General features: G+C 37.6%; 16 protein-coding genes and 1 pseudogene. 3 read left to right on the top strand and 14 right to left on the bottom strand.

What is annotated here, in order from left to right; genetic code table 11:
- Positions 1-12: 12 nt before the first annotated feature.
- Complete coding sequence (locus IGJ00_RS05260; protein ID WP_074801852.1) at positions 13-615, top strand: alpha/beta hydrolase; 603 nt, start codon at positions 13-15, stop codon at positions 613-615.
- Positions 616-822: 207 nt separating this feature from the next.
- Here IGJ00_RS05260 and IGJ00_RS05255 read toward each other — a convergent pair whose 3' ends face one another.
- From IGJ00_RS05255 to IGJ00_RS05225, 7 genes and pseudogenes are all read right to left on the bottom strand, one after another.
- Positions 823-1,086, bottom strand: a complete 264-nt coding sequence (locus IGJ00_RS05255) for a hypothetical protein (protein WP_010735819.1) — start codon at positions 1,084-1,086, stop codon at positions 823-825.
- Positions 1,087-1,481: 395 nt separating this feature from the next.
- Positions 1,482-1,787 (bottom strand): hypothetical protein, encoded by a 306-nt coding sequence (locus IGJ00_RS05250; protein WP_074801849.1) that lies wholly within the window; start codon positions 1,785-1,787, stop codon positions 1,482-1,484.
- Between the two features lie 9 nt (positions 1,788-1,796).
- The gene (locus IGJ00_RS05245; protein ID WP_074801846.1) at positions 1,797-3,044 is read right to left on the bottom strand and encodes a lipase; all 1,248 of its coding nucleotides are present in this window, start codon (positions 3,042-3,044) and stop codon (positions 1,797-1,799) included.
- Positions 3,041-3,442, bottom strand: coding sequence for a hypothetical protein (locus tag IGJ00_RS05240; protein WP_074801843.1), 402 nt, complete (start codon positions 3,440-3,442; stop codon positions 3,041-3,043). Before IGJ00_RS05240 ends, IGJ00_RS05245 begins: the two co-directional genes overlap by 4 nt.
- Before the next feature lie 58 nt (positions 3,443-3,500).
- Positions 3,501-3,923, bottom strand: a complete 423-nt coding sequence (locus IGJ00_RS05235) for a hypothetical protein (protein WP_074801841.1) — start codon at positions 3,921-3,923, stop codon at positions 3,501-3,503.
- A 25-nt stretch (positions 3,924-3,948) separates the two neighbouring features.
- A pseudogene (locus tag IGJ00_RS05230) lies at positions 3,949-4,197 on the bottom strand (lipase); the annotation flags it as partial.
- Positions 4,194-4,571 (bottom strand): hypothetical protein, encoded by a 378-nt coding sequence (locus tag IGJ00_RS05225; protein WP_071868029.1) that lies wholly within the window; start codon positions 4,569-4,571, stop codon positions 4,194-4,196. The pseudogene IGJ00_RS05230 and the gene IGJ00_RS05225, both read right to left, overlap by 4 nt.
- A 490-nt stretch (positions 4,572-5,061) precedes the next feature.
- On the opposite strand from IGJ00_RS05225, the gene IGJ00_RS05220 reads away from it, so the two are divergent.
- The gene (locus tag IGJ00_RS05220) at positions 5,062-6,282 is read left to right on the top strand and encodes an MFS transporter (RefSeq protein WP_086334473.1); all 1,221 of its coding nucleotides are present in this window, start codon (positions 5,062-5,064) and stop codon (positions 6,280-6,282) included.
- 152 nt (positions 6,283-6,434) lie between these two features.
- Here the strand turns inward: IGJ00_RS05220 and IGJ00_RS05215 are convergent, their stop codons facing one another.
- The 7 genes from IGJ00_RS05215 to IGJ00_RS05185 form a co-directional block, all read right to left on the bottom strand.
- Entirely contained in the window at positions 6,435-7,103 is a 669-nt protein-coding gene (locus IGJ00_RS05215) for a DUF624 domain-containing protein (RefSeq protein ID WP_071868031.1), read from the bottom strand.
- Between the two features lie 12 nt (positions 7,104-7,115).
- Positions 7,116-7,952, bottom strand: coding sequence for a carbohydrate ABC transporter permease (locus IGJ00_RS05210; RefSeq protein WP_074801835.1), 837 nt, complete (start codon positions 7,950-7,952; stop codon positions 7,116-7,118).
- Between the two features lie 13 nt (positions 7,953-7,965).
- A complete protein-coding gene (locus tag IGJ00_RS05205; protein WP_074801831.1) occupies positions 7,966-8,862 on the bottom strand; it encodes a carbohydrate ABC transporter permease in 897 nt (298 codons plus the stop codon).
- 218 nt (positions 8,863-9,080) lie between these two features.
- A complete protein-coding gene (locus IGJ00_RS05200) occupies positions 9,081-10,346 on the bottom strand; it encodes an ABC transporter substrate-binding protein (protein ID WP_074801828.1) in 1,266 nt (421 codons plus the stop codon).
- A gap of 35 nt (positions 10,347-10,381) precedes the next feature.
- Positions 10,382-11,515 (bottom strand): glycoside hydrolase family 88 protein, encoded by a 1,134-nt coding sequence (locus IGJ00_RS05195; RefSeq protein ID WP_142433609.1) that lies wholly within the window; start codon positions 11,513-11,515, stop codon positions 10,382-10,384.
- Between the two features lie 11 nt (positions 11,516-11,526).
- Entirely contained in the window at positions 11,527-13,314 is a 1,788-nt protein-coding gene (locus IGJ00_RS05190) for a DUF2264 domain-containing protein (protein WP_142433610.1), read from the bottom strand.
- On the bottom strand, positions 13,223-13,528 hold the full coding sequence (locus IGJ00_RS05185) for a hypothetical protein (RefSeq protein WP_181265011.1): 306 nt from the start codon (positions 13,526-13,528) through the stop codon (positions 13,223-13,225). Before IGJ00_RS05185 ends, IGJ00_RS05190 begins: the two co-directional genes overlap by 92 nt.
- 331 nt (positions 13,529-13,859) lie before the next feature.
- On the opposite strand from IGJ00_RS05185, the gene IGJ00_RS05180 reads away from it, so the two are divergent.
- Positions 13,860-14,915, top strand: a complete 1,056-nt coding sequence (locus IGJ00_RS05180) for a LacI family DNA-binding transcriptional regulator (RefSeq protein WP_066025597.1) — start codon at positions 13,860-13,862, stop codon at positions 14,913-14,915.
- Positions 14,916-15,052: the final 137 nt, after the last annotated feature.

Below are 15,052 nucleotides of genomic sequence, written 5' to 3'. Positions count from 1 at the left end.
GGAGTGAGTCATTTGAAGTATCTTTATAGACAAGGAAAAGCAACACAAAAAAAATTGATTTTACTTCATGGAACTGGTGGCGATGAGCACTCACTTTTGGAAATTGCAGCGTTTCTTGCACCTGAAAGTACTCTTTTATCCTTTAGAGGGAACATCAACGAGCAAGGCTTGAATCGTTTTTTCAAAAGAAACGGCTTGAACCAATTCGACTATGATAGTTTAGCTGAAGAATCTACAAACCTATATAATAAAATCAAGGAAATCAGTCACTTACAAGATATCCCATTAACTGATTGGATCGTTGTCGGTTTTTCAAACGGAGCAAATATTGCCGCTCATATCATGTTGGCTCAACAGACAGAACTAAAAAAAGGACTCTTCTTTCACCCGATGTCCTTAGATGACTATCAGGAAAAATCAGAACTCCCTGACACTTCTGTCTGGTTATCCTTTGGCGAAGGAGATCCAATCGTTTCTAATACTTCATTTAGTCAATTAGTTCGCGAATTTGATTCACGAGGCGCCAAAGTAACAACACAAATCACAGATCAAGGACATCAATTGACAATGGATGAGTTGACCCATGCCAAGCAATGGCTTGATACTATAGACTAATGCATAGCGTGTTTTTTGAAACGAAATCCATCATCCAACATCGAAAAAGAACTTGGGAAAACAAATCGTTTTCTCAAGTTCTTTTTTACATTTTAACTCCACTTATTAGACAAGGTAGCTTGGGGTTCGGATAAATCAATTATAAAAAGAAACATAGAGTGAACAGCCCGCCAAACTAACACTTATTATTCTTGTGATAACACTGACTTATTCAAACACTTTCAATTCTTTTTCTTGTTCATCGAATACTTCTATTACCTTTTTGGCAAATCCTCCTTTTAAAGAATTTTCTAACTGATCACGACTACTAGAAAATGAATTTTCCGCTTCCTTTACCGCATCCTTATGGGTTTTATCCGTCGTTTTCTTTTCTGCCGCTAAATTTCCCTGCATGGCAATTCCCACAGTTTGGACATTCCATCGCTCTAAAGTTTTTCTTAATTCATTTAACAAATCTTCTAATTCATCCATGACTTCCCGTTGCCAAAAATCTATAATTAGTTCCTCAAGATAAAGTTATCTAACATCTAATTTATAGAGATTATATATTTTGACAAACTAGTTTCCTCCTTATCTACCTCTTACTTTTGAGAGACTTTACGCTATAACCAACGAAAGCGCTCCTCAATCATTCTTAAATTCCTCTTCTGATTGATACATTTTTATAGACTAATCTATATGAGAAAATTGCCAAATATAGAAAATTCGAATTTCAAAACTCCACTTTCATTGAGTAAAGCAGAATTAACTTTTAGCTGTTTATTGTACTCGTAAAAAGGTATGATTTCCCCTCAATCAGAAGATACGTGCGATTGTTCCGATTCAACGACATGTTGGTATGTTTTTATGTAATGATTGCTCTTTTATCACTGACTTAACTTTCGATAAGCCGCTTGATACTCTCGTTCTAAATCATCGAATCGTTGATGTAACTGACGTCGTTCTGAATTTAATGCTGTCTTATATTTCTCTTCTGCAATTTGATATTGTTTCCTTGCTCTCATCAACGGTTCGTTATCACGGGCTAAACCATTTAGACTTCGCCTTAACAGTTGTTCAGATTGTTCAACTACTTCTTCTCCTTTTCGGTTGAAATATCGCAACAAGTCTTCCTCTTCTTCTAGTTTGATTCGTTTTCTCTGATAGTCTGCTTGCAACTCTTCAATCGTCATTTTCTTCCCTCATCCCTTTAGTTGATTGGCTAATTCTTGATCTCGTGCGACTAAATCATCGATTTTATTTTTGATTTCTTTCGCCAATTCGTCATAGCGTTCGCCTTTTCGTCTGGCTTTTTGGATTCTTTGTTGACATTTTTCCTTTGGCGTCATTACGTGTGTTTCCCATGTCACGCCAACAGATGCCAATGTTTCTTTTACTTCCCAAGCACTTAAAGAAGGTGCAGCATGTTCCGCTCTTCGTACCTCTTCTGCCCAATTCATTTCGATTCGTTCAATACTACTCTGATTGATTCGAATGACTTCTTCCATTGCACTTTTAGTTTTTCGTCCCATTGTTTCTACAACTACCTTTGTTTGACTATGATTCAAATAAATTCGCTCATTCGCTGATAAATGTCCTCCACTCGCAGTAAACTTCTCACGCCATTTTTTCAACGTACCCAAATGACTTGAAAAATCACTCATTGCTTTATGTTTTTCCTGTTGTATACTTGCTTTCGTATTATAGTCGTTCTCTGGAATGATCAGATTTCCGTATTTATCAAACCTCCAAATATCTAAACCATGATAATCAAACGGATTCATTAACCCCATTTCCATGCTTATTTTTATTTCTGCGCCTGTTCCATCTCCCATGAGATTGCCAAGCAATTCATCCCCACGATTACGATAATTCGTCAACATCCCCGGATTTTCCTTTATCCATTTTTTTGCTTCTGGAGATAATAGTTCGTAAGGATCTGGTCCATTGAACCCAACATTTTTCCATTGGTTTTCAGCTGCGACATACAAGGCTAGATACTGTCCTAATGAATGTCCCGTTGTAGAAATTTCGGCATCTTTATACTCATTCTTTACCTCTTTCGCAAACTCAGTTGCTGACGTCAATTGCCCTGAAACACGTGCTTGACTAGGTGTCATAGAAAAACCCGGACTAACTGTTTTATCAAAAAAACCACCGATCGTTCGTATATCTGTTTCTATATCCTTAAAATCTGATGTATTTGTTCCTGCATAAGAAATCACTACTTGGGAAGTATCAACATTCCCTTTTTCATCCAGCGGAGCGACTGCCATAGCTTGCATGCCATCTGTTTTCGAGTTTTCACGGAGTTTTAGTATTTTGAATTCAGCCCCACCGAAATTTTGAATGATCCATTCCTTTAAATCAATATTATATCTAGGATGTTTAGGATCTAGCCAGTATACCTGCTCACTTATTTGATTATAGTTTTTATCTGTAATTATCATACATAATCCACCTTACCATTGGAATGAATCACTTTTACTTTATTTTTAGTAATTCCTTTTACTTGTACTGTTCTATCTATAACTCCATAGCTACCAATTTCACGACTATGGTTTCCAAAACTATAGGAAAAACAAACAGACTGGCCTTTAGTATTTGTTAGAGTAACGCGCATGCCATAAGCCCCCGTCATGGAAACATTGTCATATCCTGCATCTTCCATTTTCACCTCTAAAATATCCGCAAATATATTCTTCAAAGCTTGGACCGATTCTCTTTCTGCGATTAATAATTCTTGCACTTTTCTTTCTTCTCTCTTATCCATGTATACTTTCCCTCCGATTCCGATCATTATCAAACTGATTATTGCTGTGATGCCTATTAACAGTTGTTTATTCATTCGTATCCCTCTCGCTTTTAGACTATCGCCAATACACCAAACTACTATTTTACCAAAATCATCCCTCTTCCTCCTGACCGTTGGAATAAGTTACTTTTACTTGGGTATAGGTTATCCCTTCAATTTGTACATGTCTATCTACAATTCCATAATCATCAACTTCTTGACTATGATTTCCAAATCCAAAATCAAAATAGACGGATTGTCCTTTTGAATTTTTCATAGTCACTACCTTTCTGTATGAAACTGTCACACTGTTATATCCTGTTTTTTCAAATTTCACTTCTCCAATATCCGCAAATGTATTTTTTAATACTTGCACCGATTGTTTCTCTACTGCTAACAATTCTTGTACTTTTGTTTCTTCTCTCTTATTTATGTATGCTTTCCCTCCAATTATGATTATTACCAAACTGATTATTACCAAACTGATTATTACTGTGATACCTATTAATATTTGCCTTTTCATTCGTTTATTCATTTTCAATATCCTTAATATCTTATATATTTGTTCCTGCATAAGAAATCACTACTTGGGAAGTATCAACGTTCCCTTTTTCATCCAACGGAGCGACTGCCATAGCTTAGGTGCCATCTGAACCAAAGTTCTCTTGAATCTTTAAAATTTTATATTTTTTATCTATTTTAAAAATAGTTCCCTCTGTCATATCTGAATCATATTTCTTATCATCATTTTGATCTAACCGATATACTTTATCACTAAATTCTTGATATTCTTTATCACTAAATGTCATAGTTTACCCTCCATATTATTTGAGAATACGATATGGATCGGTTCTTTTGTGATCCCTTCTTTTTGAACATTTACATTATTGATAATATATGAACCAATTTCATTTCTCTCTTTCCAAAAAGAAAAAGAAAATGAGTCACGTTCCCCTTTTTTATTTTTGATTGTTACAAATAGGGTGTATGAACCTGTCATTTCATTTTTAGCAGAACGTTCAAATTTAACTTCTGCAATATCCGCAAATGTATTTTTTAATACTTGGACCGATTGCTTCTCGACTGCTAACAATTCTTGCGCTTTTCTTTCTTCCCTGTTATCCATGTATACTTTCCCGCCGATTCCAATCATTACCAAACTGATCAGCACTACTATACCCATTAAAAGTTGTTTGTTCGTTTTCTCATCTCTCCCTCTTTTCCTTTCAAAAATAAAGTTTCGCTTCTCTATTTAATAGATACGTCAAAGACAATCAAAAAACGAAAAACTGAGAAACATCCTCTAAACAATTTATCAGCTACTTCTCCATCAAAATAAATCGTTATTTAATAGTTGCTCATTTTTGGAAAATCCAAAATCAATGCGGTTGATTCATCTTTATATTTAAGGATTCAATTTCACTACTATCTCTTAGATCAATTTATTACGCAACTCATCCTATCATTTTTACATTGTTATTTATTACATTCCTAATAAAAGATCTTTTTAGTATCATAATCGTTTGCATGAGTACTTCCCTCCTATTTGTTCTTTACAAATTTTTTTAGATATGATAAATTCGTGACAGCAATTAGGACACATTCTCCGAAAAACCCTTTTGGGCATATAAATTGTTAAGCACATAATTTATATCAAAAGGGAGAGAATACAAATGTCAAAAATTATTTATGATGAAAAGAATTGGAAAACGAACATAGCATACTTACTAACATCGCAAGCCATCTCAATGATCGGAACGATGTTGGTACAGTATGCTATTATTTGGCATGTCACATTATCAACCCAATCAGGAACGATGGTTGGTTTGATGAACGCTATTGGCATCTTACCAATGGTGCTGGTCATGCCTTTTGCAGGAGCACTTGCTGATCATTACGACCGAAAAAAAATCGCTATTTTATCTGATAGCTGCGTTGCACTTGCTTCTTTGTTCATGGCGATTTTATTGATGATAAACAAAGAAATGGAGCATAATCTTTTCTTATTATTGGGACTGATATTCATTCGCTCTGTAGGTCAAGGATTTCAAACGCCTGCTGTCTCTTCGCTCATTCCACAAATTGCCAAAGAAAAGCACTTAGTACGGATCAACGGCATTGATCAAACGATCCAAGCTGTGATGATGCTTGCAAGTCCTGCATTAGCAGCAACATTACTGACAGTTTTACCTTTAGAGATGATATTGATGATCGACTTTGTGACAGCGGTTATCGGTGTGACTATGCTGTTTTTTCGAGTAACAGTTTCCCCAATGAAATCTCAAGAAACAAATAAAATAAACGTGTTATCCGAAATAAACTCAGGTATCAAATACCTCCGTACTCATAAAATCCTGCTCGCACTGATCCTTGTTGGTTTTATGGGCAGTATATTTTCTACACCTGCTGCAAATTTAGCGCCTTTACAAATCACTCGTAATTTTCATGACGGACTATGGCAGCTATCAGCCATTGAGATTGGTTTTGCTGCTGGGATGTTAGTTGGAGGATCTGTGATGAGTACTTGGGGAGGTTTCAAAAATAAAATCAAAACGATTGCTTTAGGCTATTCATTGTTGGTCATCCCTTTTATTTTGTTAGGTCTGACATCAAATTTCTGGCTGTATTTCGCCATGATGGTAGCAATTGGTTTTGTTGTGCCCATCTCACGAACTGCTATGGTTTCATTCTTCCAAGCAAAAACCGATCATGCCCATATGGGGCGTGTCATGAGTTTAGTAACAATGGCAATCAGTATTGCTTCACCGGCTACGATGTTGATTTTAGGTCCATTAGCAGATGTCATCTCAATTGATTGGATCATGACTGCAAGCGGGCTGTTCCTGATACCACTTGTCCTATGGCTATTGGTTGGAAAAAGCTTTCGATTCTAGTATCTATTGAACTTTCCCCTATATCTTCGTGGCACTGATCAATGAATATTATTCAAAATGAATATTATTCAAAATGATTAGCCCCCAAAAGTTAGATTTTTGGTCTCACTTTTGGGGGCTGGTTGTTTTTCAAATTTTTTATTCTTTAGCGTCTACTGATTTTGACTTAAATGTCGATAGGTCTGCTTACAGTTCAAATAAATCAAGCCTAGAAATAAACAGGGAGTGAGTAAGAAACCAAATTGGGGCTTAACGACCATCACGATCAGCAAAAGAAACACCAAAATAGTATTCAATAAACTAATGTACCACTTTTTCAATACATAATAGAAAGAGACGTGGTAGATTTTTCGTATGGAGATTTCTGGATTTCTTACTTGGAGATAAAAGTTATTCGCGATCAGACTAATAGCTAAGATGATCAATAAGAAAAAGAAAGGAATGAGCCATTTTCCGATTGGTTGGTGCATGAAAAACAGGATATCGACAAAAGAGATCACGATTACAAGATATCCTGGACCACCTAAGTACATACTTTTTTTCCATGCCCGGCGATACAATTGAAAAAAAGTTTTGACTGGAACTTCGTTTTCTTGGATTCCCTCAACAAACCAGGCAAAAATTGTCATGGCGGCAGGTAAGAAAAAAAACAGACTTCCTAAGAAAATGAGGCTATTCCTGATATCGATCGCAGTAGTTACTACGACTAAAAAAAATGGGAGATTCACCAGTAATAAGCATAGATTGCCCGCCAGAAAACTATATGCTAAACGAAACAGCTTCATGTAAACATTCGTTTCAAATGTTTGCTTTTTAAACATAGCCTTTCCTTTCTATCCTTTGACCCCAGAAGAAGCAATACCTTCAACAAAATATTTTTGCATGGCTAAAAAGACAATCGCAACTGGTAAAACAGACAACACAGACGCTGCCATGATCAAGGCATATTCCGTATCATACAATCCGACGAACATTTTTAATCCTAATTGGATCGTTTTATTTTCTGTAGATGACAGATAAATAAAAGGTCCCATGTAGTCATTCCATGTATTGACAAAAGTGATGATCGTCAAACTAGCCAAAGCTGGTTTAGTCAATGGTAAGATGATCCTGCGATAGATGCCCCATTCGGATAATCCATCAATTCTTGCACTTTCGCAAAGTGAATCGGGAATACTACTATAGTATTGTTTCAATAAAAATACCCCAAATGCACTAAATGCTTGTAGCAAAATCAAAGAAAGCAACGTATCTGATAAACCTAATTGTCTCATCATGATAAATTGTGGGATCATATAAGATTGCCATGGAACAGCGATCGTACCAATATATGCAAGAAAAAGGAGGTTTCTTCCTTTAAAGTGCATTTTGGAAAATCCATAAGCAGCAAAGCTTGATGTAAATAACTGGATCAACGTGATCACGATACTTAAAATGGCTGTATTTTTGAAAAAGGTCAATAATGGAATGCGTGTCCAAATGACCGAATAGTTTTCTGGATGCCAGGTTTTAGGTATCCATTGGATCGGAACCGAAAAGACATCATTGTTCGTTTTGAATGAGGCAGAGATCATCCAGATAAAAGGGATCAAAGTGAGCAGTGAAAAAATTAGAAGTAACGTAAATACTAAAATTTTATGAAATGAATTTTTTTCTGATCGATTATTCATCCGTTCTCCTCCTTTACACTTTCTCTCGGATCTGATTCCATTTAAACTGGATAACTGTAATCACAAGGACGATGACAAACAAGACCATAGCGATCGCTGAAGCATAGCCGAAATTGAATTTTACGAACGCTTCACTATAAACTTGGTAAACTAACACATTAGTCGCACGCCCCGGTCCTCCATCGGTCATCACTTGGACAAGGTCAAAAATCTTGAAGCAGTTGATAACCAACATGATCGTTACAAAAAAGGTTGTTGGGCGCAATGCAGGCACGGTGATGTGGATGAATTGTTTCCATTTATTCGCACCATCCATTGCAGCTGCTTCGTACAATTCTTTCGAGATCCCTTGTAAGCCAGCTAAGTATAAAATCATGTAGTACCCCATCCCTCGCCAGACACTAACGATAATGATCGCTGTCAATGCCCAATCTGAACTAGACAACCAACCTGGGGGATTTTCGATAACCATACGTAAAAACTGGTTGATCGGTCCCATGGTGGGATGGAACAACATGCTCCACACCACTGCGATTGCCACTAATGATGTGACATATGGAAAGAAAAAAGCCGTCCGAAAAAATTTGACTCCTCTTATTTTCTGATTCAACAATATGGCCAAGCCCAATGAACAAATCAATGTCAACGGAACAACACCGATCGTATACAAAAAGGTATTTTTAAGAGAGATCCAAAATGTATCATCCGATAACATGCGAGTGAAATTTTGCATACCAACAAATTCGGGTGTACTAAAGGAATCCCATTTCATAAAGGCTAAAATCAATGAAAAAACAACAGGTACTAAAGTAAAAATCAAAAATCCAATAAAATTTGGCGCAATAAATGACCAAGCAATCATCGTATTTTTACGTTTTAATTTACGTGAAGCTGACTTCGTTACTTCCATAGCTTGATGTCAAAAAAACCAATTGGTTCTTTTAACGCTCCCCCTTTCATTAAAGGCAATTACAGGTATTCCTGTTAGCTATATACTGAAGGCGTAGAGACAGCTCCTTCAGCATATAGTTGACAAGATAGCGGAGGAAAATCATTTATCCCCCTTATTTATTTGATATGAAAATGAAAGAAATCTTACACCTTCAAGACAAATCGTCTCACACCTTTTTATTCACTTTCTTGTTTTACTCGTTTTTCCATATTACCAACTGCTTCTTTTGGTGTTTCGTCTCCTACTAAAATCAGTTCATGTTCTTCTTGTAAAATCTTATCGATAGCTGGTCCGTTTTCATCCACTGGAAACTCAATGGCGATCTTCTCTGGCGTGAAAGCTGTTTGTGAGACTTCGTCATTTGGCATTCCCTTACGGCTAAAGTACAACTCATTGATCGCATCTGTGCGATAAGAAGGTACTACACCTACTTCTGCTAACACTTTAGCTCCCGCTTCACCCGAACAAAAATCAAGGAACTTTTGCGCTAGTTCTTGTTGTTTCGAGTTCTTATTGATCGCAAAGGCTGTTGGTGACCCAAATGTTTGGATTTCCTTTCCTTTTTCATTTTGTGGCATTTGAGAAATCCCCCACTCCACATCTGTTGTTCCAGCATCAATATTTGTCAATAATGCGCCCATGTACCAAGAACCCATGTACATCATGGCTGCCTTGGAGTTTTCAAATTGAGATTGATAGGTCACATTCGTTGATTTAGCTGTACCAAAGTCCATCTGTGCTTGGTCTTCTTGCATCCGCAATACACGGTCATAGTACGCACCTAAAAATCCATAATCTGGCTCCACCAGATTTTTATTATTTTGCGCAGCAGCAATCGCTTGGACAGTCGAGCGCCAAGTATGTTGGTAAGCACCGTATACTTGCTCTTCTGGTTTTGAAAGTTTTTTCGCCAAGTCTTCGTATTCTTCCCAAGTCAAATTATCTGGATAAGGTAACCCTGCTTCATCAAATAACTTTTTGTTATAATAAAGTACCCAAAAATCGGTACGATAAGGTTGTGCATACGTTTTCCCATCAATGTCATACATCTCATAGGTCTCTACAGCAGGAGCCGTGTCTAAGTCGTTGATATGTGAAGATAGATCCACCAATTGATCTCTTAATGCATAATTTGAATAAGACAAGAGATTTTTCATCGTCAACACGTCTGTCGAATCTCCGCTGGCTAACATCGTGGTCAATTTCGTATCATAATCATCTGAAGCAATATCGACTGGTTTCACCGTTACCCCTGGATTTTCCTTTTCAAATGCCCGAAAAAGTTTGTCAAATTCTGGCGTAGTATCATAATTCCACGTACTGACCGTCAACACCATTCCATCCGTTTGATCTTGTGCTTGGTTTTCATTTCCGCAGGCCCCCAACCATAGCCCCCCACTAACAAGTAATCCAGCAACTAAACTTTTTTTCCAAAACTTCATATTCCAATTCCCTCCATTTCTTTCATCTTAGTTTTTTACCAGTAACTGTACCAAACTTTTTTCAGTCTTATCAGGGCTTCTACATAGTAGTAATCCCCCCAGATCATGCACTCCTTCACTCCTTTATTTGATTTTTTGTCATAGACTCCTTCAAGTAACAAGCCGTTCGATTGTGGCGAATCCACACTTGTATAATTAGTTGATAACGTTTTCATAATTGCGATAGCAACAGTCTGATAATATTCTTTTTTCGGATCGCTTAATGGCAGTTGCTTCGCCAGTTCCAATAAACCACACACTGCGATTGCCGCAGCGGAAGTGTCTCTTTCTTCACCACTGCCATCATGAAATACTAAATCCCAATAACAGATAGTGTCTTCTGGTAAGCAGTCGATGAAATAGTCAGCTAGTTTTTTTGCTGTTTCTAAAAACGTGTAATCACCTGTATGATTATAACTCAGTGTAAAACCATAGATTCCCCATGCTTGCCCACGCGCCCAACAAGAATCATCTGAAAACCCTTGTTGTGTCTTACCACCGATTGCTTTGCCAGTTTTCGGATCAAAATAATACGTATGGTATGTCGTAAAATTATCACGAACGATGTAACGTTGTGTTTGTTTGGCATGGGCATAGGCAGCTTCTTTATAACTACTCTCTCCCGTCATATTAGATGCAAAATACAGAAGTGGTAAGTTCATCAAACAATCGATGATCATACGCCCACGTTGGTGCTCATCCTCTAAATCTCCCCAAGCTTGAATGATCTGTGTATTATCGTCATAACGCTTCATCAGCCGATCCGCTGCTTGAATTGCTAATTCTTTTGAAGATTCCCGCCGGTTCACTTGATAATCAGCTACTGCTGAGAGTGTGTACAAAAAACCGATATCATGTGTTTCAAGCGCAATGTCATTTTCAAGGCGTTGGCGAAAAGATGCCAATTGTTTTTCGATCGTTGCATCAACCGCTTGGTCATTCGTCAGTTCTTTTACTAGGAAGAGCATCCCTATCCAAAAACTAGCTGTCCAATCCGTGTTTTCCTCTGGAACGTAGACAAGGTCTACGCTCGCAGCAGGTGGTACGGTATCTTGAAAAAGTGTCAGATTTTTTTTGACTTTATTAGTTACAAAATCAATTTCATGTGTCAACCAATCAAATTGTGTCATTCCTACCTCCATTATCTAATCGTTAGTTCGATCGTTTGATTCTTTTGTTGGATCATTAATTTTTGTCCTTTTTGCTCAATAACTGGCTGGATCACTGTTTCATCAGGTAAAGTCCCTGAAACAAGGGACACAAGCAAGTGTTTGCCTGAGGAGATCTCAGCTGAGACAAAAGGTAACATCGTACGTGGGTAAAAGAGATTCGTATTTGGTTCCGTTCGCACAACATCCGCTTTTTCATACCCGATGATGCCCTCGATCTTTGAAATTCCGATACTTGTTTTTGCTTCGATACTTAACGCCTCTGCTTTTGGCAAAGTCTGTTCGAGAGGGACACTAAAACCTCCATCATGTGCTTGTATAGGAGCAGTTGTGTCAATTTCATGGACTCTGACGTGACAGTTTTCCAATGGAATGATCGTCGAACGGATTTTGACGTCTTCCCACGGAGACCATTCATGGATGATACGATCAGGTAGAACAGAAAAATCTAGGTCTAACCCTTTCGGACGGAAATAATGACCATCTTTTGCCAAAGCTAACGTACTGTCGTAAGCACCTTCGTAATACCAATAATCAGATTTTGGGACACTGAAACCGAAACGTGTCGAATAGACGAATTTACTATATTTGGCATGTGGGAAGCTTTGCTGATTGACAAACTGCCCAGCTGGGAAAGCTTGAAGATGCGTCAATGAATGATTGTATTGGTAAAAATTTTTACTTTCCGGCAACGCTAGCGTCTTTTCTTCAATTTGTAGTGGACATATATCTGCTTGCCAATAGGGATGATCATCAGGTACAGCCAATAAGAGAAAACTCTTCATTGCCCAATAAGGAGAACCCGGTCCGTTATACCCTTCTCCAAACACTAGATTTTGATAATGATATCCAACAGTTAGAAGCCCATCTGTCGAGAAAATCTCTTTATCCATCCAGTTTTCTAAATGACGACTAAGCAACCCTTTGATCTCACCCCAAGGGAGTGCTTCCACATCCGCGAACACCAAGGCACTGAAAAAGCTCGCTTGGGCAAAGCGGTATGTCAAGCTACGACCAAAAGGTAATGCTTCGCCATTAGCATCAAACCAATATTTAAATGTTTGAGCAAAAAGAACGGCCCGCTCTTTGATCCGTTTTGTGCGGACTGGATCTTCCTCTGCCATAAAATGGGCATATACTAAGCTGTAATAATGGATCGCAAATGAGACGTAGTAATCATATTGCGTATCTGCCCCATCAAAATACCAACCATTGTCATTGTAAAAATGCTCGATCACTTCAAAATCTTGATCGATTTGTTGCTGTGAATAGGATTTGCCACATTTTTTCAATGCGATATTCACCAAAATACGGAAAAAATACCAATTATTTTTAGGTATCTTACGCGAATTCACTGTGAATAACCATTCTGCCAAGTTCGTCTGTTCCATCGAAGTTAAACGTCCCCAGATTTTTTCAGGATTCAAAAGTAACGTCGTACTTATTGAAGCCATCTCGACAATCAACTGGTCATAGTCTGTTACTGTCCCCCAATACTCATCACTCTGTGGATCAGTCCCTGCAATGATTCCTTTCAGATAATCAGATGCTAATTCAGCATCATCTTCGTCGACCAGATAAGGACCAAATCCCCAGAGTGGTCGTAAAAATGCTTCAACTTCTCTTGTTGCCTCTGAATAGACGGTGCCATGTGTTCCTAGTTTTAATTTACCCGGTTGATTTTTGTAATAAGGACGTAACGGTGCCATTAACTGGCGAAAATTTTCTTGCCATTGTTTTTTTGTACGAAATTGTTGCATGTATATTCTCCCTTTCAATTAAAAATCCTTTGATAAACCCATAATATTCTCCGTAAACGATCACTTCATCGCCCACATTGATTGATGCTGCTTGTTCATTGAATACTTGGTAATCACTGGAACCACTTCTCAGAATAAAGCGATCGCCTTTTTCTATTTGTTCTTGACCATCTGATCGTATAATTTTTCCTTCGATTTTTACCCACTGATGCAATGGAACCTCTGCTGACTGATATTCTTTTTCAGTAAAAACACGCGCCTTTTGCTGGATTTCTTCTTTGATTTGATTTTCAAAAGCCTTCTCTTGTTGTCGGCTATTTGTTTGACATCCTGTACAAAAACTAACGATAAAAATGAATTGTAATCCGAAGAGAAATCGTTTGATTTGGCTCCCCTCCTAATGAAATCGTTTTCTTTTACTAAATTTTACCTAAAATTAGTAAAAAGTCAACATTTTTTTTGGTAAAAAATAAATATTTTTACTTGCCTTTTTACTGAAATTACCTATACTATAATTAATAAAGTCTATTATCCGGAGGTAGCTTATGGCGACGATCACCGACATCGCAAAGGAAGCAGGCGTATCGATTTCTACTGTTTCACGCGTTTTAAATTATGATGATACACTCTCAGCAACAGAAGAAACCAAACGTAAAGTTTTCGAAATTGCTGAAAAGCTGAACTACACTAAATATAAAAAGAAGGCAAAAAAAAATGGCAATTCCCACTCAGCAAATGAACTGTTGAAAAAAAAAGGTGTCCTTGGTTTGATTACTTGGCGCACGAGTGACGAAGAACTGGAAGATATTTATTACATGTCCATTCGTTTAGCTGCCGAAAAACGTGCAGTAGAACTTGGCTATCACGTCATTAACTTTTCCCAAAACGAACAACATCAAATCCAAGCAGTCGATGGCATCTTAGCAATCGGTAAATTCACGCAAGAAAAAATTGATGAATTAAATACTACTGCGCCAAATCTATGCGTCGTCGGATCAAATTTTCCTTTTCACGATTATGACTGTGTCAATACTGATTTTGGTCAAGCCACTGAAGTCGCACTTACTCATCTCTTAGATTTAGGACATAAAAAGATTGCCTATATCGGTGCAGAAGAAAGTGCCAATCTCTACGGGTATCGAACCTACAAAACACCAACGACTAATACGTATATCGATATGATGAAACATCATCAGCTATTCGACGAAAAATATTTTTTCGTAAAAGAAAATAGTTCTCTTGACGTCAAAACGAGTGAATCACTGACAGAAAAAGCCTTAGCACAATGGCAAGACGATCTACCGACTGCCATTTTAGCCGCAAATGATGCTTTTGCTATCGGTATCATCCATACATTGAATGCTCATCAGATCCAAGTACCTAAACAGATCAGCGTGATGGGTATCAATGATTTATCAATTTCTCGCTACATCACGCCACCCCTTTCAACGGTCAGAGCTTATACAGAGGAAATGGGCGAAACAGGCATCAATCTTTTACACGAACGTATCCACTCCCCGGGTATTGCGAAACGAATCCTATTAGATACAGAATTAATCGTCCGTGGCTCAACTACCCCACCAAATAAAAAGAACTCATGATTGATAGATGAACTTCCGATAAATAAGCTAGAAAACCCGAATTTTTAAAACTTTGGGGTTTTCTAGCTTATTTACGAAGGAATTGCTTCTGAAACACCATTTATTCCCTTGCGAGGATGTGTGTGTCACTACCTTAT

Origin of the sequence: Enterococcus sp. AZ062 (assembly GCF_051715065.1) — a bacterium.
In the GTDB taxonomy this organism is placed as follows: Bacteria; Bacillota; Bacilli; order Lactobacillales; family Enterococcaceae; genus Enterococcus_B; species Enterococcus_B mundtii.
Note: the sequence above shows the minus strand (reverse complement) of the source record. Positions and strands in the feature narration are given on the sequence as shown.